18 protein-coding genes are annotated in these 22,617 nt (G+C 32.1%); 8 read left to right on the top strand and 10 right to left on the bottom strand.

Going from position 1 to position 22,617, the window contains the following annotated elements:
- Positions 1-24 precede the first annotated feature (24 nt).
- Positions 25-1,716: an ABC transporter ATP-binding protein gene (locus AAHN03_RS04910; RefSeq protein WP_342278316.1), complete on the top strand. Its 1,692-nt coding sequence runs from the start codon at positions 25-27 to the stop codon at positions 1,714-1,716.
- Positions 1,717-1,745: 29 nt separating this feature from the next.
- On the opposite strand, the gene AAHN03_RS04905 is transcribed toward AAHN03_RS04910, so the two are convergent.
- Positions 1,746-2,423, bottom strand: a complete 678-nt coding sequence (locus tag AAHN03_RS04905; protein WP_342278315.1) for a hypothetical protein — start codon at positions 2,421-2,423, stop codon at positions 1,746-1,748.
- 307 nt (positions 2,424-2,730) lie between these two features.
- Complete coding sequence (locus AAHN03_RS04900) at positions 2,731-3,651, bottom strand: LysM peptidoglycan-binding domain-containing M23 family metallopeptidase (RefSeq protein ID WP_342278314.1); 921 nt, start codon at positions 3,649-3,651, stop codon at positions 2,731-2,733.
- A 91-nt stretch (positions 3,652-3,742) separates the two neighbouring features.
- Between AAHN03_RS04900 and rpiB the strand changes: the two genes are divergently transcribed.
- Complete coding sequence (rpiB, locus tag AAHN03_RS04895) at positions 3,743-4,177, top strand: ribose 5-phosphate isomerase B (protein WP_341747329.1); 435 nt, start codon at positions 3,743-3,745, stop codon at positions 4,175-4,177.
- A 192-nt stretch (positions 4,178-4,369) separates the two neighbouring features.
- Here rpiB and AAHN03_RS04890 read toward each other — a convergent pair whose 3' ends face one another.
- The 3 genes from AAHN03_RS04890 to AAHN03_RS04880 all read right to left on the bottom strand — a co-directional run bounded on the left by AAHN03_RS04890 (position 4,370) and on the right by AAHN03_RS04880 (position 8,473).
- Positions 4,370-5,968, bottom strand: coding sequence for a palindromic element RPE1 domain-containing protein (locus AAHN03_RS04890; protein ID WP_342278313.1), 1,599 nt, complete (start codon positions 5,966-5,968; stop codon positions 4,370-4,372).
- Between the two features lie 616 nt (positions 5,969-6,584).
- On the bottom strand, positions 6,585-7,124 hold the full coding sequence (locus AAHN03_RS04885; RefSeq protein WP_342278312.1) for a DUF2497 domain-containing protein: 540 nt from the start codon (positions 7,122-7,124) through the stop codon (positions 6,585-6,587).
- A complete protein-coding gene (locus tag AAHN03_RS04880) occupies positions 7,124-8,473 on the bottom strand; it encodes a TolC family protein (RefSeq protein ID WP_342278311.1) in 1,350 nt (449 codons plus the stop codon). Before AAHN03_RS04880 ends, AAHN03_RS04885 begins: the two co-directional genes overlap by 1 nt.
- A gap of 261 nt (positions 8,474-8,734) precedes the next feature.
- Here AAHN03_RS04880 and AAHN03_RS04875 point away from each other — a divergent pair, with 261 nt between their 5' ends.
- The 3 genes from AAHN03_RS04875 (at position 8,735) to AAHN03_RS04865 (ending at position 13,809) form a co-directional block, all read left to right on the top strand.
- Positions 8,735-9,988 (top strand): hypothetical protein, encoded by a 1,254-nt coding sequence (locus AAHN03_RS04875; RefSeq protein WP_342278310.1) that lies wholly within the window; start codon positions 8,735-8,737, stop codon positions 9,986-9,988.
- 288 nt (positions 9,989-10,276) lie between these two features.
- Positions 10,277-12,703 (top strand): DNA topoisomerase (ATP-hydrolyzing) subunit B, encoded by a 2,427-nt coding sequence (gyrB, locus tag AAHN03_RS04870; RefSeq protein WP_342278309.1) that lies wholly within the window; start codon positions 10,277-10,279, stop codon positions 12,701-12,703.
- Positions 12,704-13,002: 299 nt separating this feature from the next.
- Positions 13,003-13,809: a DUF2608 domain-containing protein gene (locus AAHN03_RS04865; RefSeq protein ID WP_342278308.1), complete on the top strand. Its 807-nt coding sequence runs from the start codon at positions 13,003-13,005 to the stop codon at positions 13,807-13,809.
- A 271-nt stretch (positions 13,810-14,080) separates the two neighbouring features.
- Here AAHN03_RS04865 and AAHN03_RS04860 read toward each other — a convergent pair whose 3' ends face one another.
- Both AAHN03_RS04860 and AAHN03_RS04855 read right to left on the bottom strand, forming a co-directional pair.
- Positions 14,081-15,130 carry an IS110 family transposase gene (locus AAHN03_RS04860; RefSeq protein ID WP_342278307.1) on the bottom strand — a complete coding sequence of 350 codons (1,050 nt, stop codon included), beginning with the start codon at positions 15,128-15,130 and terminating at the stop codon, positions 14,081-14,083.
- Between the two features lie 337 nt (positions 15,131-15,467).
- Complete coding sequence (locus AAHN03_RS04855; RefSeq protein WP_342278306.1) at positions 15,468-16,304, bottom strand: DUF2608 domain-containing protein; 837 nt, start codon at positions 16,302-16,304, stop codon at positions 15,468-15,470.
- 149 nt (positions 16,305-16,453) lie between these two features.
- Between AAHN03_RS04855 and AAHN03_RS04850 the strand changes: the two genes are divergently transcribed.
- Positions 16,454-18,706: a tetratricopeptide repeat protein gene (locus AAHN03_RS04850; protein WP_342278305.1), complete on the top strand. Its 2,253-nt coding sequence runs from the start codon at positions 16,454-16,456 to the stop codon at positions 18,704-18,706.
- Between the two features lie 192 nt (positions 18,707-18,898).
- On the opposite strand, the gene AAHN03_RS04845 is transcribed toward AAHN03_RS04850, so the two are convergent.
- A complete protein-coding gene (locus AAHN03_RS04845; protein ID WP_342278304.1) occupies positions 18,899-19,453 on the bottom strand; it encodes a helix-turn-helix domain-containing protein in 555 nt (184 codons plus the stop codon).
- A 90-nt stretch (positions 19,454-19,543) separates the two neighbouring features.
- Here AAHN03_RS04845 and AAHN03_RS04840 point away from each other — a divergent pair, with 90 nt between their 5' ends.
- Together AAHN03_RS04840 and AAHN03_RS04835 are read left to right on the top strand one after the other, a co-directional pair.
- Positions 19,544-19,705 carry a hypothetical protein gene (locus AAHN03_RS04840; protein WP_341762078.1) on the top strand — a complete coding sequence of 54 codons (162 nt, stop codon included), beginning with the start codon at positions 19,544-19,546 and terminating at the stop codon, positions 19,703-19,705.
- A gap of 380 nt (positions 19,706-20,085) precedes the next feature.
- A protein-coding gene (locus AAHN03_RS04835; protein ID WP_342278303.1) for an IS5 family transposase occupies positions 20,086-20,927 on the top strand; the annotation gives its coding sequence in 2 pieces (ribosomal slippage) (positions 20,086-20,458 and positions 20,458-20,927; 843 coding nt in all).
- Between the two features lie 25 nt (positions 20,928-20,952).
- On the opposite strand, the gene AAHN03_RS04830 is transcribed toward AAHN03_RS04835, so the two are convergent.
- Complete coding sequence (locus AAHN03_RS04830) at positions 20,953-21,612, bottom strand: 7-carboxy-7-deazaguanine synthase QueE (protein ID WP_342279188.1); 660 nt, start codon at positions 21,610-21,612, stop codon at positions 20,953-20,955.
- A gap of 165 nt (positions 21,613-21,777) precedes the next feature.
- Positions 21,778-22,614 (bottom strand): rod shape-determining protein MreC, encoded by an 837-nt coding sequence (gene mreC / locus AAHN03_RS04825; RefSeq protein ID WP_341761460.1) that lies wholly within the window; start codon positions 22,612-22,614, stop codon positions 21,778-21,780.
- Between the last annotated feature and the right edge of the window lie 3 nt (positions 22,615-22,617).

The following is a 22,617-nucleotide window of genomic DNA, read 5'->3' as shown; positions in this document are numbered from 1 at the left end:
GTGTACCTAGCTAGCCTTACGCTTATGTCCATTGGTGCTTCACTGTTTAATATGTTCGTTAACTATCAAATTAAAGAAATTATTGATACTATTGCCAAAGATCCAAAAATAGATGTTACCCTACTTCTTTGGTTGTTTGTATTATATAAAATGATGAATCACGGTACGTTTTTTATCGTTAGGCTTTTTGATATTAAATACAAGCCAGCGATGCTTGCAGAAATCATCGAAAGCACTTATGGCAAAACTATCAGACACTCTTTACATTGGTTTGATTCTCATTTATCAGGAGAAATTGCCAGTAAAATCACTGATTTTCAAGACGGTATTATAACCATAATTACTGTTCTCAATCGTTCTTTGGTACAGCTTGTAACTATTGTAAGTGGCATAATATTTTTGTTCATGATGAATTATAAAATAGCAGGGGTTGTAATTGCTTTTCTTGTTGTGTATGTACCAATAATGTCAGTTTTATTAAAAAAACAAGGACAGCTGCAAGAAGAATATGTTAAGGCACGACAAGAAGCAGTAGGCATTATCAATGACTCTGTTGCCAATATTTCTGGTATTAAAATTATTGGCAATGTTTGGACAGAGCTGAAATTAAAACTCCTTCCTGCCATTGATAAATGGAAAGGCTGGGATAGAAAAACTAGGCAGTATGATGCTTATTATGTAGATTTGATCGATTCCATATTACTTACTATACTAGCAGCAGCCCAAATATGGCTGTTGGCATATTTATACAAAACTGAACAAATCACAGCTGGTGAATTTGCAGTTACTATAGCGATTACTTTTAACATTGAGTGGGCGATTGATCAGTTATTAGACAGTATAATATTTTCCATAAATCCTAAGATTGCTGCCATCAAATCTTCATTTAACTTTATTCATACTATCTCAGATGTTACTGATGCAGAAAATGCTAAGTTGCTTCCTCGTGTCAAAGGTGATATTAAATATCAAGACGTAACCTTCCGTTATAGTAGTGGAAGTACTATATTTGACAATCTTACATTACACATCAAACCTGGAGAAAGGATCGGTATAGTTGGCACATCAGGTGCTGGAAAAACTACTTTAATTAAATGCTTGCTTAGATATTTCAATTTACAAAGCGGATATATTTTTGTAGATGGATATGATATTTCACAGGTAACGGAGGAGTCGCTAAGAAGCAATATCTCAGTAATCCCTCAAGATATTACGATGTTTCATCGTTCTATTCTAGAGAATCTGCAGCTAGCTAAATATGATGCTACTTTACAAGAGATTGAAGAAGCTTGTAAAAAAGCTAAAATACATGATGATATTGAGAGAATGCCTAATGGTTACCATTCAATAGTTGGTGAACGAGGTGTAAAGGTAAGTGGCGGACAACGGCAACGTATTGCAATCGCTAGGGCTATTTTAAAAAATGCTCCCATCCTTATTTTAGATGAAGCAACATCGGCACTTGACTCACCAACTGAAGCCCTAATTCAAAAATCTATAAATGAAGTTTTGGAAACTACTAATGCTACAACTATTGTCATTGCTCACCGTTTATCAACACTTCTGCATATGGATCGTATTTTAGTATTCGAGCGTGGCAAAATTGTAGAAGATGGCACTCATACTATGTTAATTACTAAAGGAGGAATCTATAAAACTCTGTGGGATGCACAAATTGGAGGATTCTTGCTAGATGATAAAAATAAGAAAGCATGAAAATATAGAGTAACAAGTATATACTCAAATCATTTGGATATGTAAAACTTTTGTGTTTCAAGGGAACAAATACTATTTGGAATAATTTTATGCCAAATAGTATCTGCAGGTTTTGTGGTAGAAATACAAAATATACCTGAAATAAATGCCCGATAACCGTAGGCATTATCAGGTAATATTGATATACTTTTTGGCATTAGAACCATCGTTTTTTTAAATCCTAATGCATTGTTTGTATTTGGAATTAATAAATTTGATTTTACAGGAATTTCTTTCAATAACACCCCAGAAGGGAAAGTAGTTCTTAGTAGTAATGTACCAACATGTGGTATTTGTCCTTTTATTTTTAAATCATAATTTTCATCAGAATCATTAACTAATTGTGTAATAAGATGTGTATAAGGGAAATCTTTTTCTTTACACTCTTTAAAGTCTTCAACATATATTGTACCAATAATATTTTTCTCTTCTTTCCCATGAGTAGCAATTACATTTGCAACCAACATATAGAGTCGTTCTACTAGTTTTTCTTCATCTGCTTCTCCTAATTGTATTAATTTTTTCCTAGCAATCTCCCTAGACCACATCAAGTCAGGAATGTCATCTATAGAGTCAGGAAAACCTGTACTTTGCATATCATACTTATATACAAAGAACCAAAAAGCCTCTGCAGCAAGTTGTTCTATCAACATAGTGTTAATAATCATATTATTTCTCTATATTTGTTTATCAGAACCTTTTTACTTATGTTATAGACTTAACATAGATAGTGCAAGAAGAAAATATCAATAGTAGAAAAAACAAATACAGCTACGTATTTGACTCATAGTTAATAAATCAACTTAATTTGTCCTATAGTTCCTAATATAATTCGCTCCTTCTAGGAAACAAATCACTCAATCCTGTTTCTTCCATTATGAACTTGATCGTAGAACGTATCAAGTGTGAGTTCCTAAGAAACTTATTATTAATCAATTCTTAAAAACATAACAATTGTTATTGTATTCCTATTCATTATTTTTTATAGTCTACATATTTCAGCGGATCAACAGCTATCTTTCCCTCGCGAATAGCAAAATGTAGCTGAGGATATTTAGCATCTCCAGTACTCCCTACATGTCCTATTATCTTGCCTTGTGAAATTCTTGCTCCTTTTTGAACAAGTAGGTCTTGCAAATGAGCATAAGCAACATAAAGGTCGCTATTATCTAACTTTATTATTAATAAGTTACCAAACTTTGTATCATTACCTGCAAACACTACTTGACCTGTTGCAATAGATTCTACAGCAGTTCCTTCGTCTGCAGCAATATTAATTCCTTTGCTTTTTCCTTTAGATGTTTGTTCACCAAATTTGATAATAATTTTACCTTCAATTGGTTTGATAAATTTTGGTGTATTAGTTTGAACAGCATTTTTCGTTTTTCTTACAAGACTTTCTTGATTTTTTTTATTTAATAACTCAGTACTAATTTTTATTGTGATAATTTGGGATTCATTAAGATGATATGGTGCAGATATGTTATTTAGCTCAGCTAATTCTTCAACCTTCTGACCATAACCATTTGCTATTGATACTAATGTTTCTCCTTGTTGCACCTCATGGTAGATTAGCTTACTATCATTTGGTTTCACTTTTGGAACTATTATTACGTCGTCTCGATTTTCAGTTTCTATGGCATTACGATCTTTTAAGAAACCAGTTGGAGCGTCAAAATCTTTTTCTTTCTCATCAATTTCTCTACTTATTATTTCATCTTCATCGCTTTCTAATATGTTCTTATTTTTAGAATATGCTGTAGTTGGTGAATTGATGGTTGTAGACTTTTTAGTAAAATCCTTTCCATGATTATACTCAATAGGGGCTGGAGGTTGTGTGCTACATCCAGAAATCAAAAAGACTATAAAATAGACAAAAACTATATTACTCTTCATAACTTACCAAAAAATTTGCAATTTTATTATGCAATAAACTAACTTTAATATAGAATCAAGTCTAGTATTTTTTTATCAAAATTAAGTAATTATGAAAACTTACGATCTTATAATAGCCAGTGATCACTCCGGATTTTTACTCAAGAGCAAAATTATCAGTTATTTACACGATAAAAATATATCTATTCTTGATTGTGGTACTTACAATCAAGAAATAGTGGATTATCCAGATTATTCTAAAAAAGTTGTTGATGGGATTTTAGAAAATGTAGCTCCTTTGGGAATTTTAATTTGTGGAACTGGCATAGGTATGTCAATTGCCGCAAATCGTACGTCTGAAATAAGGGCAGCTTTATGTTTTGACTTATTTATGGCAGAAAGATCAAGGGCTCATAATGATGCTAATATAATAGTGTTAGGAGCTAAAATACCCAATGAGGAACTAGCCTGTAAAATGATCGATAAATTTTTAACGACTAAATTTGAAGGTGGAAGACATAGTGCTAGATTAGCAAAAATAAACTAACTCACCTTACGCATGGCATTTAAAAGTTATAGGGAAAATAGCCTAGAGTCATTGCGAGGAGCCACTTTGGTGGCGACGAAGCAATCCAATAAATGTGGATTGCCACTACACTCACGTGGTCTCGCTAATAGACGTCTTGTACTTTTCTGCAATTTTTGAATTGCCATAGGGGTTATGCGTAAGGTGAGTAAACTAATTTGCTGTTGCTTTCATTATCAAACAGCCCACATTATTATTTTGTTCATCAGAGATGTCCAATGCCGTTCTACAATGATAATTAGTAGCCTTAATGTTTATACCACGCATAATTAACAGTTTTGCTATATAGTAATTATTAGTTTCTGCAGCTTCATGTAAAAGAGTATAATTATCATTCCCCCTTCTTTGGATGATTGGATAATTATCCAAAAGAACCCTAAGAACAAATAAATTATTTTTTCTAACTGCCTCAAATGCTCTATCCGTTGCATCACTTACTATAGTAGTATGGAAATCACTATCATAATTATCAATAGACTTCTTTCGAAACTCTACTTCTGCTGGTGATTTGTACGTCAATGCGGTACTCGAATCCTCACGTACATTAGAGTACGCTGCGGGTCGAGGTTCCGCGTCTCCTTCAAATCCCTCAGCATAAGCGAGTTTCGAAAGAAATCTAATAAAATTATCTATCATCTTTCTTTGCTGCTTTCTATTGTCACTATCATAAATTTTCTTAAACATTTGAATAAATGAATACATATCCATTTGCTCTAATCTTGCCTCTTCTGTAAGCTCTCCCAATACTACATCATCATTTGGTAAAAGTAACATTTGTGTTTCATCTTGTACAAATTCAGTTATTTTAGGCGATGTTTCTTTGATGGTGCTAGCTTTATCTTTTGTAATTGCAGATTGATGAGGTTGATACTTATTTACTTCTTGCACTTCTTTGATTACATTCCTATCTCTCTCTATGGTATCTTTCTCTAGGGCAGTTTTACTAGAGTCATCTAGTTGCTTATCCTTTTTTACAAATACTGGGATAAGAGTTTGAGGCTTAGTCACTTTAGATTCAGTATTTTCCTTAGGTGATACTATTGGTACTATAGGAGCAGTTACTTGCGGTGAAGCAGGCTTTTTTTCTTGCGAAGAAGGCAATATATCTAGATTAGGAGCAACCACTTCTTTATTATCTGCATTACTTGGCTGCTGTAATATTACTGGATCTTTCTCTTTATCAGGTATAGTTACAGAAGGTACAGTAGCTTGTGGCTCAGACTTATTACTACTCGGAATATCTATTTGAGGTTTAGACTGAGCAGATGAATCAAGTGGCTTAATAGGTACAGCATCTTTAACCTCAGTTGTTGGAAGAGTAGGAGAATCTTTGTTGGTATTACTGTCATTCTTACTAGGTGTATCTAAATCAATTTTTTGGTACAGATGTTTATCTAATTGATCCAATTCTTTTGTATTTTCTAAGGTTGGTAATTTATTATTCCCTAAATCAATGAAGGAATCTGTTTCACCTTCTTCATTATTAGTATCTTGTGGTGTGGATGATGGTTTGCTTGATCCTGATACTTCATTATCAATTTTCTTAGAATGCATAAATTGTTGTATTTTTTCCAGCAAAGAACCTGCCTCTTCTTTCTGTTGATTCATTTTATCACTTTCTAATTGTGGCAATGCTGGGGGAAGAGGTGGTGGAGCAGCATCAGCCTTATCCATAAACAAAAAGATAGTTATTAGGACTATAAAAAATTTGTTACCTAAGATAATCTCCTTACTCTCCATGTTAAAGTACATTTATAATTATTCTCACGTTAAATTTATTATATAAACTTCAGTTCTGGATTAAAATTAAAAATTTTAATCCAGAACTGGCTAGAATATCAGAAAAATGCATTCTTGAAGCGGCTGGTACGAATGCATTTTAAACCTTTCTAAAGCTAAAAACATGATTTTAATTTTTTAAAATCATGTTTTTAGCAAAATATTAATTTAACAATCAGATGCAGAGCCGTCTCAAATCTGATTGTTTCGATAATTTTACCGAATTTGGGATAAGAATTGACAAATTCTTATCCCAAATTCGCGTGTATAGCATTTAAAAATTGCAGAAAAGTACAAAACGTCTATTAGCGAGACCACCACAACTATTGAAAGTTAAGAAACCGTCATCGCGAGGCGTCGATAGACGCCGTGGCGATCTAGGTAAACAGCAAAGCTGTTTTTTTAGAGTAACGCTTCGCGTATCTTGGATTGCCGCGTCGCCGCTTTCAGCGGCTTCCTCGCAATGACACCTATGCGACTCCTCGATAATAGACGATTTTTTAACTTTCAATAGTTGTGGGGGGTATGCTTATAGCCAAACTTTTAAATTCCCCTGTTAAAACTAACACAAATGATATCCTCCACTAAGTCATTTTTTATCATTTGGTATTAATTTTTGAATTTCTTTTTCTACCAATTGTTTTACTAATAAAGGTAAGTTTTTATTTAACCATTGACTCAATTGTGGTCGTAACATTTCAATAATTATATCCTCTAATGTTTTGACCGTAGGGTTCGAAGCATTTGTACTAATCTCCTGAGCTGTTTTCGAGAAATGCTGGAAAATCTTAGTAGTTTCTGCTGCAGATTTATCGGATACCAAGGATGTCTGCAATAGTTCCTCTTCTAGTTCACTATGCCTATTATTTTCTAACTTATTTGCCTCATCCCCTACTATATTTGTCAATTCTAGTATTTCATCATCGTTAGATTGATTACTATAGTCAATTGAGGAGAAGTCGGTAGCGTCGTCTTCGATCGCTCGCCTATTGCATATAGGCGTCGCTCCATCTCTCTTGCTACCCAATCCTGCTGAATTGACTATACCACGACTATCAATCATTCCTTTAATTGATTTCAATATCTCTTCAACTGACATATCTTGTTTTTTTTTATGATCTTTACTCATTAAAAACCTATAATAAGTTTCTTCTTGAGTCCTTTAAACTCATCTTCAGGAATAAAATATTTAACTTTCAATTTTAAGCTTTTTGCTGTCAATTCCCCAATTAAAGATTTCATTTGGTAAGCTACTAAAATAGAGTCTCTGTGTGCATCAACTTTTGACACCCTAGCACTATGTAATTTTTCTTCAGCAGTTAAAACGTCTAAGATTGTTTTAGAACCAACAATTTCTTCTTGTATTGTCCCATCGTAAGCTATTTGAGCAGCTTCTACACCTTGTGATGTGGCAATAATTTTAGACTTTGCTGCTTCAAATCCTTCCCAACTACCAATAGCACTTGCCCTAATTTGTTTTATTGTATCATCAAGTTGAATAGCTGCACTCCTAGTACTATTTTTAGCTTTCCTAATTCTTGAATATTCGCTACCCCCGTGAGAATAAATAGGTATATTAACTGATAATGCAGATGTAGTACTTCTATTATTGGTATTAGATAGGCTTTCTGGAGTGTAATGGGTTTTACCAGATTGAACTTTAAAGCTTACCTTGGGTAAAAGTTCAGCTTTTGCTGCCAGTTCACTAGCTTTATGACTTTTAACACTATGTCTTGTACTATCTATGTTAGGATTAACATTTATCGCTCTTTGCATTAAATCCTCTAATGAAGTAGGTAAGTTATCAGGTATAGGAGGCATATCAATATCACTTGCTTCTATACCGAACATTCGAATAAAGCTTGCTTTTGTTGCTTGATAATTAGCATATGCTGTTAACTTCTCAGTTTCAGCTTTTGCAAGACCAGCTTTGGCACTAGCTAAATCTATTGATGTTGCCTCACCTAATTTTAGTTTTTCTTCAATGGTTTCTAATTGCTGTTTGTTAGCTTTTACACTAATTTCAGAAATCTCATATTTTTCTTTTGTTTCATAACAATCGAGATAAGTTTTTATTAGGTTAAGAAGAATTTTTTGTTCTTCTGCATAATATTTAGCACGTGATGCCCTAAAAGCTGATTGGGCGGCTTTCAAAGTTGCAACACTACTCCCACCACTAAATATAGGCTGCTCTATTACTAAAGCTCCCTGTTGTGATTTCAGCTCTTTTTTAGTAGAAGTAGCATATTGACTATTCGGTTTATTCGTATTAATAGCAGAATCAATATTATAAGACGCACTGGGCATAAAACCTGAAAAAGCTGCAGAGAACTGTTCAATTTCATTTAAAAAAATCTGCCTATTGATTTGTAACTCACCATTATTATTATACGCACTAGTTAGAGCATCAGATAAGTTAACAGCATAAACTGAATAGTTTAGTAAAATGATAACGGCGAAGTATAGGAATTTATGCATAATTGGTTTTCTAAAAATATGTTTATGTTAAAAAATTTTGCTAGCTTATGCAAGAAGTTAAAGGTATTCTTGATCTAAAACTTGATTTGTTGTGATAAAGCTAGCACGTATAGCTAAAAAATATTTAATCAGATCAAATCAAGTAGCTATAACATATCAAAAACTAACTGTCAGAGCAATATAACAGTTTTAAAGTGTAGTTTTTATTTGTATTATTTTGAGTAATAATTTAAAAATTTTAATATAATTCAATTATCTATTATGCCTAACATATACTCTTTCCTTTCAAAAGTCGCTTTACCCACTATCTTATCAAATGCTTCTATTGCTAGTGCTATAGAACAGTTAAAGTTTGATTCTATGAAAACACTCAAAACGTTTCCTAGGAACTTAAGAGCTATTAAAAAAAGAGTTGACTGTATATATAACATATTTCTAGATTCAGAAGATCAACAAAGGGAACGAGAAATAGCTGAATCATTCAGAGAAACAGTAGGTAATTCTTTAGATGAATTAGAAAAGTACATTGATGAACAGCAACAGGTAAAGGAAGAGATATTATTCTTTGAAGATGCTTTCATTGAGCTAATAATAAAAGTTCTTGAAAGTATTTTGGAGTTTCAAAATAAACTAGATAACTTGTATCCTGGAGCGTCAAAAGATATAGTTGATTATTTAGGTAATTTATTAGTTGGTATAATAGCTGTACAAATGCCTGTAGTTGGTTTAATACTCAAGGGAAGTGGCTTATTAGACTCAGTAAAATCTTTTCTCAGTACTGAAAATCTAACTAAGACAGTAGAGAATTGGCAAGAAAAACTAGAAATAGTTAGAGAAAAACGAACCGAAATAGAAAAAAGTACAAACCTTAAAGAAAAATATTCCAAAGCTACGCAGATTGTTGAAATCACAGAAATAGCAGGGGTGTCACCTGTAGCTGTAGCAGAATTAGGGCTAGATATTGACTCTTTGAAGAAAATTAATAAATTGGTTGTACAAGATCCAAAAGAAAAAAAATCTTTTAAAAAACTTATTGACTTATCTGAAGAAATCCCTCATACTAAGGATGATATAATGGGAGGTGTTGACCTTCTACGTAAAGGTATGACTAAAATCCTTGGAAATATACCTAATCAAGGAAAAGATCTAAAAAAATCAATTGAAACCGAATTATCTCACATAAAAGAAAACCTCATTGCTGCATTAGATCCCAATAAAAGCATTCTTGAGAAGTTAGGATATTGCCAAAAAGCAGCCAAAAATATATTGATTATTAAGTCAAAAATACAAGAAACAGTCAAATTAATACCTGACAGGGAAAAAATCACCACATCTTTTGCGAATTTAGTTAAGGATAAGACAAAAAATATTCTACCAGCATATTTTTTGAAAAACCTTACATCGTTAAGAACCCCGTTAGAATCGTTGTCTGAACTATTACAAGTAGGAAATGCTATGAAAGTAGTCCTTGAAAATAGTAGTAGTAAAAACCAAGGTGTAGTACGAAAAAGGTAACATTTTTAACAAACTACACGCGAATTAGGGATAAGAATTAACTAATTCTTATCCAAAATTGGGGTAAACTACTTGAAAACTATACACTTGCTGTAATTTTGGTGTATAGTTATTCTTTATCTTTCATTTTATGTATACTCGGTGAACTTCAAGAATTGGCGTCGTCGTGTCTAAAGATCTTCGCTGCTCACGTACTAATGTACGCTCCGCCGCTCGACTTTGACACTCCTAGCTCTTCTTGAAGTTGACCTTCGTCTACCCAACTCTTCATTTACGAGCAGTTATAATATGTCAACTAATCAACAACAATCAATAGCAGAATTAGAATATGGAGCTGACTCCATCAAAGTTTTAAAAGGTCTTGAGGCAGTAAAAAAAAGACCCGGTATGTATATTGGTGATACTGACGATGGTTCAGGATTACATCATATGATTTATGAGGTTGTTGATAACGCAATCGATGAAGCTTTAGCTGGTTATTGTAACTTAATTGAAATAATACTAAATGCAAACGGATCTGTAACAGTGCGTGATAATGGACGTGGGATACCTGTTGATATTCATGAAGAAGGTATATCAGCAGCCGAGGTTATTATGACTCAACTGCATGCTGGAGGCAAGTTTGATCAGAATTCTTATAAAATATCTGGTGGATTACATGGTGTTGGTGTATCTGTGGTAAATGCTCTGTCAGAATGGTTAGAACTTAAAATTTGGCGGGCTAATAAGGAGTATTTTATAAAATTCAGAGATGGTGCTACTGAAGTACCATTGTTACTGAAAGGAAATTCATCAGAGAAGAATGGCACTGAAATTACTTTTCTTCCATCTGTTACAACTTTTAGTACGATCGAATTTAATTTTGCTACTGTAGAGCATAGGCTTAGAGAACTAGCCTTTTTAAATTCCGGTGTAAGGATATTATTAAAGGATCATCGTTTTTCTGAACAACAGGAAGTAGAATTCTGCTTCACTGGTGGTGTAGAAGCTTATGTCAAGTATGTTGATAGAGCCAAAACCTCATTACATAAATGTATAGCACTCAATACTAATAACCAAGCAACAGGGATTACTTTCGAACTAGCTATGAATTGGAATGATTCATATCATGAAAATATTTTATGCTTTACCAATAATATAAGGCAGCGTGATGGTGGTACGCACCTTATTGCCTTTAAAGCCGCTCTTACTAGAGTTGTCACAACTTATATTGAGAATACTCAGCTTAACAAAAAAAATAAAGTAAATTTCACTGGTGATGATACGAGAGAAGGTCTCTCATGTATTTTATCAGTAAAAGTACCAGACCCTAAGTTTTCTTCACAAACTAAAGATAAATTAGTTAGTTCTGAAGTTCGACCTATCGTAGAAAGTGCCGTATATACTAAGATTTTGGAATGGTTTGAAGAACATCCTAGTGACGCAAAAATAATTATTAATAAAATTATTGAAGCTGCAACTGCTAGAGAAGCAGCAAAAAGAGCAAGGGAATTAACTCGTCGGAAATCGGCTCTCGAAATTTCTAACTTACCTGGAAAACTTGCTGATTGTCAAGAGAAAGACCCTGCTCTTTCAGAGTTATTTATTGTGGAAGGAGATTCTGCCGGTGGTACAGCAAAACAGGGTAGAGATAGGAAATTTCAAGCAATTTTACCACTGCGAGGTAAAATCTTAAACGTTGAAAGAGCTAGATTTGATAAAATGTTAAACTCTGAGCAAGTAGGGACTCTAATAACAGCTCTTGGCACTGCTATTGGTAATGAAGAGTTTTCTTTGGAGAAGTTAAGATATCATAAAATAATTATTATGACTGATGCTGATGTTGATGGTTCGCACATCAGAACCTTATTACTTACTTTCTTTTACCGGCATATGCGTCAATTAATTGATAAAGGATATCTATATATAGCTCAGCCGCCTTTATATAAAATAAAAAAAGGTAATAACGAGCTTTACTTAAAAAATGAACAAGCTCTGCAAGATTATTTAATCAAATCTACTATTAGTGATGCAACAATTATGTTGTATAATGGGGCAGAGATCATTGGTAATGATCTTGAGGGGGTAATAAAGGCGGTTATTAGGTTCACTACGTTACTTGACCAAGTAAGCAAAAAATTTAATAGGCAAATTGCAGAATGTCTAGCTATAAAAGATTTATTAGGTAATCAAATATTTGATGAAAATAAAACGAATGAAATAAATCAGGCTTTAAATATTTTAAATCTTGGTGATATCACACCTGATAAGACAGACTGGCAGTTTATAGTTAACGCAAATAATATAGAATTTTTTCGTTTTGTTCGGGGGATAAAAGAAAGTAAAATTTTATCAAAAGAACAGCTTGAGTCTTTTGAATTTATTCAGCTAGCTAAAGCATTTACCCCACTTGTAAATTTATTTATTGGACAAGCAAAGTTGTTGATCAAAAATCAGGAATTTATGATTACGTTACCTAGTATCTTGCTGAATTATATATTAGAACATGGTAAAAAAGGTATATCTATTCAACGTTTTAAAGGTCTTGGAGAGATGAATTCTGATCAGTTAGGAGAGACAACATTAGATCCACAAAAAAGAACTTTACTGCAAGTTAAAGTACATGAACAAGATAGTGCCGAGGTGATTTTTTCAACATTAATGGGAGATATTGTTGAACCTAGAAGACAATTCATTCAAGCAAATGCTTTGAATGTAGTTAATTTAGATGTTTAAAACTCATAGGCACTCCCTTAAAGGTTAACTAAGTTTTTATAGCAAGAAGTAGAAGTGTATTGGGATACCATTCATCCAAATGGTGACTAAAAATAGACATCATCAAGATAGGTTTTGTAACGATGAAAAATTACTTGAACCAAATTAAATTGGGTATACTCTTCTGCTTTAAAGAATTGGCTTTTGCAAATACTTGCGGAGAATTCACGTACGAACAACGGTTTACTACGCCTAGTCCGCTCACCTCTTGTTTTACGCTCCAATTCTTCAAATTATTTGAATATATCAAGATTGCATTTATGGTGTTCATGGGCTTTTTCGCTTTTGAAGCAAATGCTCAAATTGTACAAGCATCTTCGGTTAACGAGATTAAAACATATACTTCTCAATTTGATGGCGAAAACACTCTTATTTTATTTGACCTCGATTATGTGCTGTTTGTCCCACGGGATAGCGTGTTGAGATATGTGGGCGAAAAAGACAATTATCGCTCAAAACACCTCAAAGCCATCTTTAAAGATTTCCAAGGAAAAGAGATTGCACTTAATGGGCGTAAAGTACCGATGGCTGAGTATTTAACTAGTCAGATTTTGTCTTCTATTAAGGTTGAATTGGTTTCTCCGGATATGCCAAATTTTGTTAACAAACTTGATGCTCAAAAAATGACTATTGTTGGGTTTACGGCCAACAGCAGTGGGAACTATGGTATCGTTCAGAATGAAGCACAACTTCATTTATCACGCTTAAAGTCTCTTGAATATCATTTTAAAGATAATGGTGATTTATTAAAGGAGGACTTTCCTAAATGTATCTCTCGTGTTATATTCACGAACAAAACAGATAAAGGGAAAGTGCTTTTAGGTTTCTTGGAGCAATTAAATAAAAATTACAAAAATATCATTTTTGTCGATGACCACTTAAAAAATCTAATTTCAGTGCAAAATGTACTTAAAGATAAATATCCTCAAATTAATTATCTAGGTATTCATTATACTGAACTCAAAGATAAAAATGAGGTATTAAATCAGGATATAGCAGATAAGAGCATGTATGGACCTACCCATGTATGGACCTACCCAACAATGCAAGAAAAAAATAATATATAACAGCAAAAAAATCGAATGCAGTCATGTATCCGGCTTATAGACAATAAATCAAGCAATTTACCCTATAGCCCTGATGGAATTCGCTGGCTTACAAACTTATACTTATCATATATTCGACTTCTAAAGAGCCATCGCTAAATTCAGTTTTTTCGTAAGCTAAGGTTCGTCTTATTTACCATCAATATTATCATTCTTCGCATATTCCGGATTGGAATTTGTTAAACTTTTATTACCTATAATGTCATTTCATCAATTATTTGGAGCAGTTTTTTTAACTACAAACTTTACTCTCGGTATAATCATTACCTGAACTGAGTAATGCAAATACCACCCTTGCTAGCTTATTAGCTACCGCGACAACTGTTTTATTATGACTGTTTCTCTCAGATAAATTAAACATCCACTCAGTAAACTTGCTATAATCTTTTTTAGATTTTTGTTCTTCCGTGGTAAATCTTATCTTGCTATTCAGAACGTCTCTTGCTCCTTGAATTAACAAAGTACGTAAATAAATATCACCTCTTTTACTAATACCAAGCAACTTATCTTTACCACCACTAGAATGTTGCCTTGGCACTAATCCCAGCCATGCTGATAATTGCCTACCATTTTCAAAACAACTAGCATTCCCTATTGAGGCTATTAAGGCTGTGGCAGTTATTAAACCTATACCTGGTATCGTCATTAGTTGTTGGTGATTACTATACTGGCTAGCTATGATTTTTAATCGTTGTTCTAGCTCTTTTATTTTTTTATCATTTTCTACAAATTCTTCTTTTAACTCACTAAACGTTTGATAGCTTAGCTGGCTTAAAGCCCCTGCATCTAAAATCTCAGTTAATTTTGTCATAATCTTATTGATTCCTTGCGGAATAACAAAACCAAATTCATGTAATAATCCCCTGATCTCATTAGCAAGAGCAGTACGGTTTTTTACCAATCGTTGCCTTACTCTATGAATAAATAAAATTTCTTGTTGCTCTACAGTTTTGATAGGTACAAACCTCATATTAGGTCTTGCTACTGCCTCACATATTGCTTCTGCATCAGCTTGATCATTTTTATTAGTTTTAACATAAGGTTTAACAAACTGCGGGGCCATTAATTTTACTTTATGACCTAATTTTGTTAATTCTCTTGCCCAATAGCTAGCTCCACCGCAAGCTTCCATGCCTACTAGACATTTTGGTACGTTAGCCATAAAAGTTAAAATCTGCTCTCTCGTTAATTTTTTCTTCAATACTGTCTTGCCATTTTTATCTACACCGTGAATTTGAAAAATTCTTTTTGCAATATCTATACCAATTGTGGTAACTTCCATATGGATCTCCTTATTATTGTTTAGGATTCATTTCCTATCCTAGAAGATTAGCATACGCTTCTCATTCTGTATATAGGGTAGATCCATACCATTATATATGGCTGAGTGACGATGAGGCACAAGCTCGACTGAAGATGAGATCCATCCGAAATTCTGATTAAAAGGGATCAAATTTCAATTCTAGTTAACCACCTCTCTCTTACTCAAGGCATTTTGTACAATATTTATGTCCTCTGATAGTGATTTTTTGTCCGAAAATTACACTTTTTTGCTCCTACTTAGAAATGTTCACAAAGGCTAATTTTATAATTCACATTTAACCTAATTTTTCTTTACATTATTCAACTTTGGCTTTATTCCTCATTTGTAATAAAACTGAGGCTTGTTTATCACTTAACCAAATAGATTGAGTTTTAAGAAAATTTTGCTGCAAAGTAGAAATATTGTTTGTAAATTTTTGTTCTACAAATTTATCATAGCTATATTCTACTAGCACTATTTTACCAATCTGATTTTTTAGGTGTTTTTCAATAGAATCTAAATTTTGAGGTTTATCGTCTATCACCACTATCTTGCTATAGGCAGTATGTTGTTGATCAAGGTATGCCTTGAGAACTAATCCCTTTTCATATCCTCTTGCAAAAATAACTCCCTCAATGGCTTTTGGCTGGGGTCTTTTTTGTTTATCAATTTTTATTTGACCGTGATATCTTTTATCAAACAATAATCCTTTATCTTTAAGCATATCAACACGATCTTGTTCCTGATCAAAATATGGATTATTTGGTCCCATTGATGTTAAGGCAATAACGTCGTAACCATTGAACTTTAGAAACCAAAAGTATTTCATTAAGCTTGGTTCAATTAGCTTATATTCCATCTGAGCAGCAATAAGTGCATATATATTTTTTCTCTGAGCTAGACCTTGTGATTTTTCAATGTCATCAAGAAATTTATGACGTACTTCACGATTATTATGGCTTAAATAGCTGTCCTTAGGACAAAGAATAACTCCATCAATATCAAATACAATTAGCGTATCTTTACCTTTTATTGTATCATTTTTAATTTGATCAACTAAATTATCAAAAGAATGTAGCTTTATTCTTTCAATACTTGCAAATGCTTCTATTACGATAAATTGCAAAATTAGAATTATTAAAATTTTTCTCATAAAAATTCTCTATTCATATTTTTAATGATGATTATTATTAATATTCAAACTTAAGTTGAGTTATTTTTACTTATTCTTTATAATTATTTGTAATAATATGTTTTATACGTACCGTTAGGGCATAATTTATTTTTCAACAGTTTCATTATATGAAAAATTTTCTACTATCAATCATATTATTAATCATTAATACTAGAACTTTTGCTCAAGAACAAGTATCTAATTTAATCACTCCAGTTAGTTATTTTGTCAATCATGAGCAACAACTTAAAATCCTTGATGAATATTTAAGTAAATATAGACAAGCAAGTATAGTTGGTACTAGTGGTATAGGTAAAACTCAACTGATTAGGATGTATGGTTATGAGAATAAAAATAATTATGATCTTATTTGGTTTTTTGATTGTAACCTTGATTTTGATGAACAATTTGTGAAATTAGCCAAACAACTCAATATGGTTAAACGAACTAATATATCTGAAGAAGTTACTTTAACAAAAAAAGAAGTAATATCATATTTAACTACTACTACTAAATGGTTATTAGTGTTTGATAATTTAAAAGTTAATGAAAATAAAAAAGTACAAGATTTAATCGATTGGGAACATAATGGTCATGTAGTGTTTTGCTCGCAAGATAATGAAAAGTTACATAACATTATAGCCATGCCACTACTCGATCACCCTACTATTGTAGCTTTAGCTAATAACTTATTAGACAATAAAAATAACAATAATATCGAATTTTTAACGCAATCTTTTAGTGGTTATCCAATATTGATAGTGCAAGGAACTCAATTACTTAACAAAATTAAAGGTCTAGATAAAGAAGAATATAAAAAGAAAATTTATCAATCAACTGATAAAATAGCAACGAATATTAGTATGGCTGTTCAACAATTACCCTTTAGTGCAGCAAAGTTACTTAATAAAATAGCTTTACTAAATAACCAAGCTTTTTCAAAACAGCTGCTTACCATCATTACTGATAATAAAGATACCCTTGATGATGATATATATCAATTATCCAAGTTTATGCTAATTAGTAATATTAATGCTAGAGAGAATAACCCTATTTTTGAAATGCATGACATAGTCAGCAATAAAATAATGGAACTAAATGGCAATAATAATAAAATATATTTAGAAAATATTATTGCTAAGCTACCTAAGGCGAAAGGAACTCACTCAGGATATTTGTGGAGAAGTGCTCAAACTGTACTAGAAAACCTAGAAATTATTCTCACAAATTCTGAGAAATATAATATTAACATATATGCAATACTTACCTTAAGAAGTGAATTATTGTCTCTATATATAAACATTTACAATAATAATAAAGCACAACAAATGGTTGATTGGTTTAGTTGGAAAGATAAAAACAAAAAATTTAAATTGTGGCAAATGTCTGAATATCAAAAATTTTATTACGCTAGATATTTAGGAGCAATAGGAGTGTATAATAAAATAATATTAAGAAATTTTGAAACAGCGATTTCTTATCTTATTAAATCATTAAAGATTTTAGGTAAACTTGATGATGATGAATCTAGTTATTCTCTCAAATTTAATTTTATATCTCATATATCTAGATCTTATATGTTTTTAGGAGAGATAAAACTTGCTGAAGAATTTCTTAAAAAGATAGAAAAATTAGTAAAACAAAGAACAATACAAGAAGCTGATCTATCTATAATATATTCTTTAAAAAGTGCATTATTTAATATGCAAGGCAAATATAAGGAAGCTTTAGAGGGTGAAGATAAAATTATCGAACTATTTATAAAAAATGGATCGCATATTAATGACCCATACTTTACTGGAGCTTATATGCCTAGAACAAAGATATTGAATTCCCTTGGTAGATATCAAGAAGCTTATGCTCAAGCTCAACAGTTATATTATATACATAAGCCCATAAAGAATGAAGATAATGAAATATTTGCAGATATTTATACAGAAATGGCAAGAAGTGAATTAGGTTTAGGTAAAATAGATAAAGCTTCTGAATACATTAATAAAGCTATTCCCATATTTTTAGCAGATGAAAACAACAATCCGGAAAAAACAAATTATTCTAAAAATCCTAGCTTAGCAGCTAGTTATGTAGTACAAGGTGATAGTTTGTTTGCTCAAGATCAGCTTAAGCAAGCTATAGAATCTTATAAAAAAGCGTTTGTTATATATCATTATTTATATGGAACTAGAAGTAAAAATGTTGCTCAAGTAAGTGAATTATATAACAAAGGGGCAAAAGCCGCCTGTAAATCAAAAGATATATATAATTATAAATTTTTTGGTAAACCGCAAATTAAGGAGTTTGGCATACACCACCCTAATACAATTGATATGTTTGAATATTGCAAACAATATAACATGGATTTGTGGGCCAAAAATCATTAAGGGGATCTAAGCTGTATGATTTATATAGGCCTAGGACTAAGGATCAGGTTTTAAACAACTTACTAAGGATGGGTTGCTATTTTTAGCCTTACCCCAATTATGATTGTAAAGTTATATCTTATTTCCTGTAACTTCACTAAATGTTTAGTTTTAGGGTATGATGGTTAGTAATATGTATTAAAAAAGCAATTGCTATAAATTATTCATATCAGGATCACTATTAGAGCTTTGTTCAGAAGATTTACCATTATCAGTATTTTTAGTAGGCACAATTCTACCAACCATTTCATCTAGTGATACTTGGAAATAATCGGCTAGAGCTATGGTAATTGCACTACCTAAGGTTTTTTGAGAAGAGTTATCTTTTATCAAATCAGAAATAATATGCTCATTAAATCCAAGATATCTAGCTAATTTATAGAAATTTAAATTTAGTTTTTTTAGTTTTGCAGTAAGAAAATTTTTTAGATTAATACTGATGCTTTCTGAATCACTCATTTGAAATTTACAATTTCCTATGTTTAAAGAAGAGTTCATATTTCTGCCAACAACTTCATCCATAGAACATTCAAAGTAGTTTGCAATAGTGATAATAGTTTTGAGTGTAGGACGATAATATCCAGCTTTATTAATATTACCTAATGTTGAAGAAGGGAGACCACTATCTCTTACAAAGTCTTTTCTTTTTAAATTTTTATCTTTAAGTTTTATTTTTAAAAAGTTTTTTATGTTTTCAGGAACATTCATATACAATCAATTCCGGTGGATTCTCAGTAAGAGCAAAGAAATATGTAAATAAACATCAATATGGGAGCGACTCATCTTCGAGACGAAAAAGTGCTTGAAACGTCTAAAGAATCAGGTTTGCAGTGGTTTTGGCATGAAGTTTGTAGTCATGTAAACATCACTTTTCTACTTGACATACTAAAAATTAGTCAACATAATGCTTCTTATGTGTATTACCATTGTTTTGTTTCAAATAAAAACTCTTGTCATTAAAGTACACTTTTATCAGTATTTCTTTATTATAAAATTCCACAGGTGAAAAAATGTAGTCAGTAACGAGAATTTAATTCTACACTCCACTCGTCGCATAATACTCACGTTCTATAGCATAATTTCTGCTCATATTTATCTCGAAGATGAGGAGCGAATAATATATGGAACAAATTAAGCTTATATTAGATTTTAGGTATTATGGTATGTATGGAATACTAATTTGTATTCCTTATATGTGTATTCTTAAAATTTTATATATATCAGATGTCAATACACTTATCCTCACTTTATTAATTCTAGTACCTTTTAGAGCTTGTCCGCAAACTAAAATTAAGGTATGATGAAGTGAACAAAGTATTATTAGTAAGAAGTATAAAAGAATGAGCAGAAAAAATTATCCAACAGATTTAACAGATGAAGAATGGTTAAGGATAGAGGGGTTGTTTCAAGTATCGTATGTAAAGGGAGGTAGACCTTTAAAACATAGCAAAAGAGAGATTTTGAATGCAATTTTTTATGTATTACGTACTGGGTGTCAGTGGAGATATATGCCGCATGACTTTCCAATTTGGAAGACAGTATATGAACAATTTAGAAGATGGAAGAAGCAAGGTGTATTTGAACGTATGAACCATGAACTTATCAAGGATGTTAGAAGAAAATTAGGTAGAAATGAGTATCCTAGTGCTTGCATAATAGATAGTCAGTCTGTCAAGACAACAGAAAAAGTGGAGCTAAAGGTTATGATGGAGCTAAGAAAATTAAGGGCAGAAAGAGGCATATTATTACCGATACACAAGGCTTTGTGTTAGGTTGTTATGTCGGTTCTGCGAATGAGAATGATCGATACGGAGCTACAGTGCTACTCAGTAACATGCAAAAAGAGTACACTACTATTAAACAAATGTGGGCTGATATGGGGTATCAGTCTAAAGATTTAAAGGGTCTCATTAAGGAAAAGTATAACATAGATTTAGAAATTGTTAAACGACCAGTGTGCAGATTTTGGATACCAAAAAATACACCACTAGAACTATTGCCAACAAGGGAAGTTGGGTTTAAAGTACAGCCAAGGCGATGGGTTGTTGAGAGAAGCTTTGCTTGGATAAATAGAAATAGAAGGCTCTCCAAGGAATATGATTTTCTTACTGATTCTAGTGAAAATATAATTTTTTTGACTATGAGTCGATTACTTCTTCGTAGAATTACTTCTATTACTTAGTTTGCGGACAAGCTCTAATATATAATCACTCAATACCCAAAATCTTATGAGTTTGTAAGGAAAGGCGATGACCATACTTAATGGCCAAATCAATAGCTAACCGTTCATTTTCTTTATTTAGCAACAGATTATTTTGATCCATAGGCTGAATAAATACTGGTATATTATACTTGCTTTGTCCTACTTCTGGTATGTTAGAGTATTTGGGTATATTTTTAGCCACCAAAAATTTTAGGGCATTAATATGAGATAGTAAGTCATCTCTCAATAGTGCATAACCATTTTTCCCAGCTTTTGGTGAACAAACTATATGGACTTTATCTGGAAGATTACGATATAATGTGCCATTAGTTTCAATTTGCACCATATAGTCCAAATCTACTAATTTATAGCACAATAATTCTATAGGTTGACGAAAAGGCTCACCACCAGTTATAACCACTAATTTGATATTAATCGTAAGTTTTTCAACTTCTTCGATAATATTGTTAATGGTTAACATATTAAAATCTTCAAAGTCTGTATCACAGAAATTACAAGCAAGATTGCATCCACCAAGCCTAATAAAAACAGCAGGCATACCTATAAAAGGGCCTTCTCCCTGAATAGTCTTAAAAATACTCTTAATTTCTAGACTAGTTCCATCATTAAATATGGCTGGTCTTTTAGGATTTTGTCCAAACATAATATACTCAGGTAGAATAAGGTCGTTGTGTCTAAAGATTTCAGCTGCTCCGTTACTCATGTACGCCTAGCTACTCGACTTTGCTACTGCCTAGCTCTTCTTGAAATTGACCTCTTCGTCTATCAACTCTTGAAATCATAGCAGTATAAAAGCCGATTATTAGATTCATTGAGGAAACAATATACTGACAAACTCAGTTTTTGATAAGTCAACTACAGGCTTTACAAGAACCTTTTCTGCATTTGCTTTTTTTACATAACCTACCGTTATGCCGTAAGGATAAATATTACCATAACCAGATGTTATAACTTTTTCGCCTTTTTGGACAAGATGAGTTTTTGGTAAATAGAGTATTTTGCTACCATTACCATAACCGCTCATGATGCCTTTTTCTTTTGAAGATACGGTAGTGATCGGGATTCGAGAGTTTACATCATTAACTAAAATTATTTTAGAGTAATTGTTGCTTACTTGTATTACTCGCCCAACTAATCCTTCACTGTTGGTAACTATCTGATCAACTTCCACACCATGTCTCACTCCAGCTGACACTAAAGCAGTTTTACTGAAGGGGTTTAATGAAACACTTAGTAATTTAGCACTGACATAGTTATATTGTTCTTCTTCTACAACTGATAGTAGTTTTTTTAGTTCTTTATTCTCAGATTGGATCAAATATATATTACTATGTAACTTTCTTAGTCTTGCCACTTCTAATTGTAGTTCGATATTTTCTCTTGCTAAGTCTCGTAAATAAATAAAATTTTGGGTTATTAAATTAATTTGCTTAAATATGTTTTCATGAATTAGCAATCCACCAAAAATAACATGTCCAACGACTTCAAGAGAAATAGAAGAAAATCTTTTTGGAGCAGCAATAAATAAGTAAAGTGAGGCGATAACAAAAAATAAAACGAAAACACGTCTCAAAGTAACAAGTATAAATCTAGCAAACTCTACTATTTTACTAGAACGCTTTATTCTGTTTGCAAGTAATGCCATTGG

It is taken from the genome of Candidatus Tisiphia endosymbiont of Myopa tessellatipennis, assembly GCF_964031105.1.
Taxonomy (GTDB): domain Bacteria; phylum Pseudomonadota; class Alphaproteobacteria; order Rickettsiales; family Rickettsiaceae; genus Tisiphia.
Note: the sequence above shows the minus strand (reverse complement) of the source record. Positions and strands in the feature narration are given on the sequence as shown.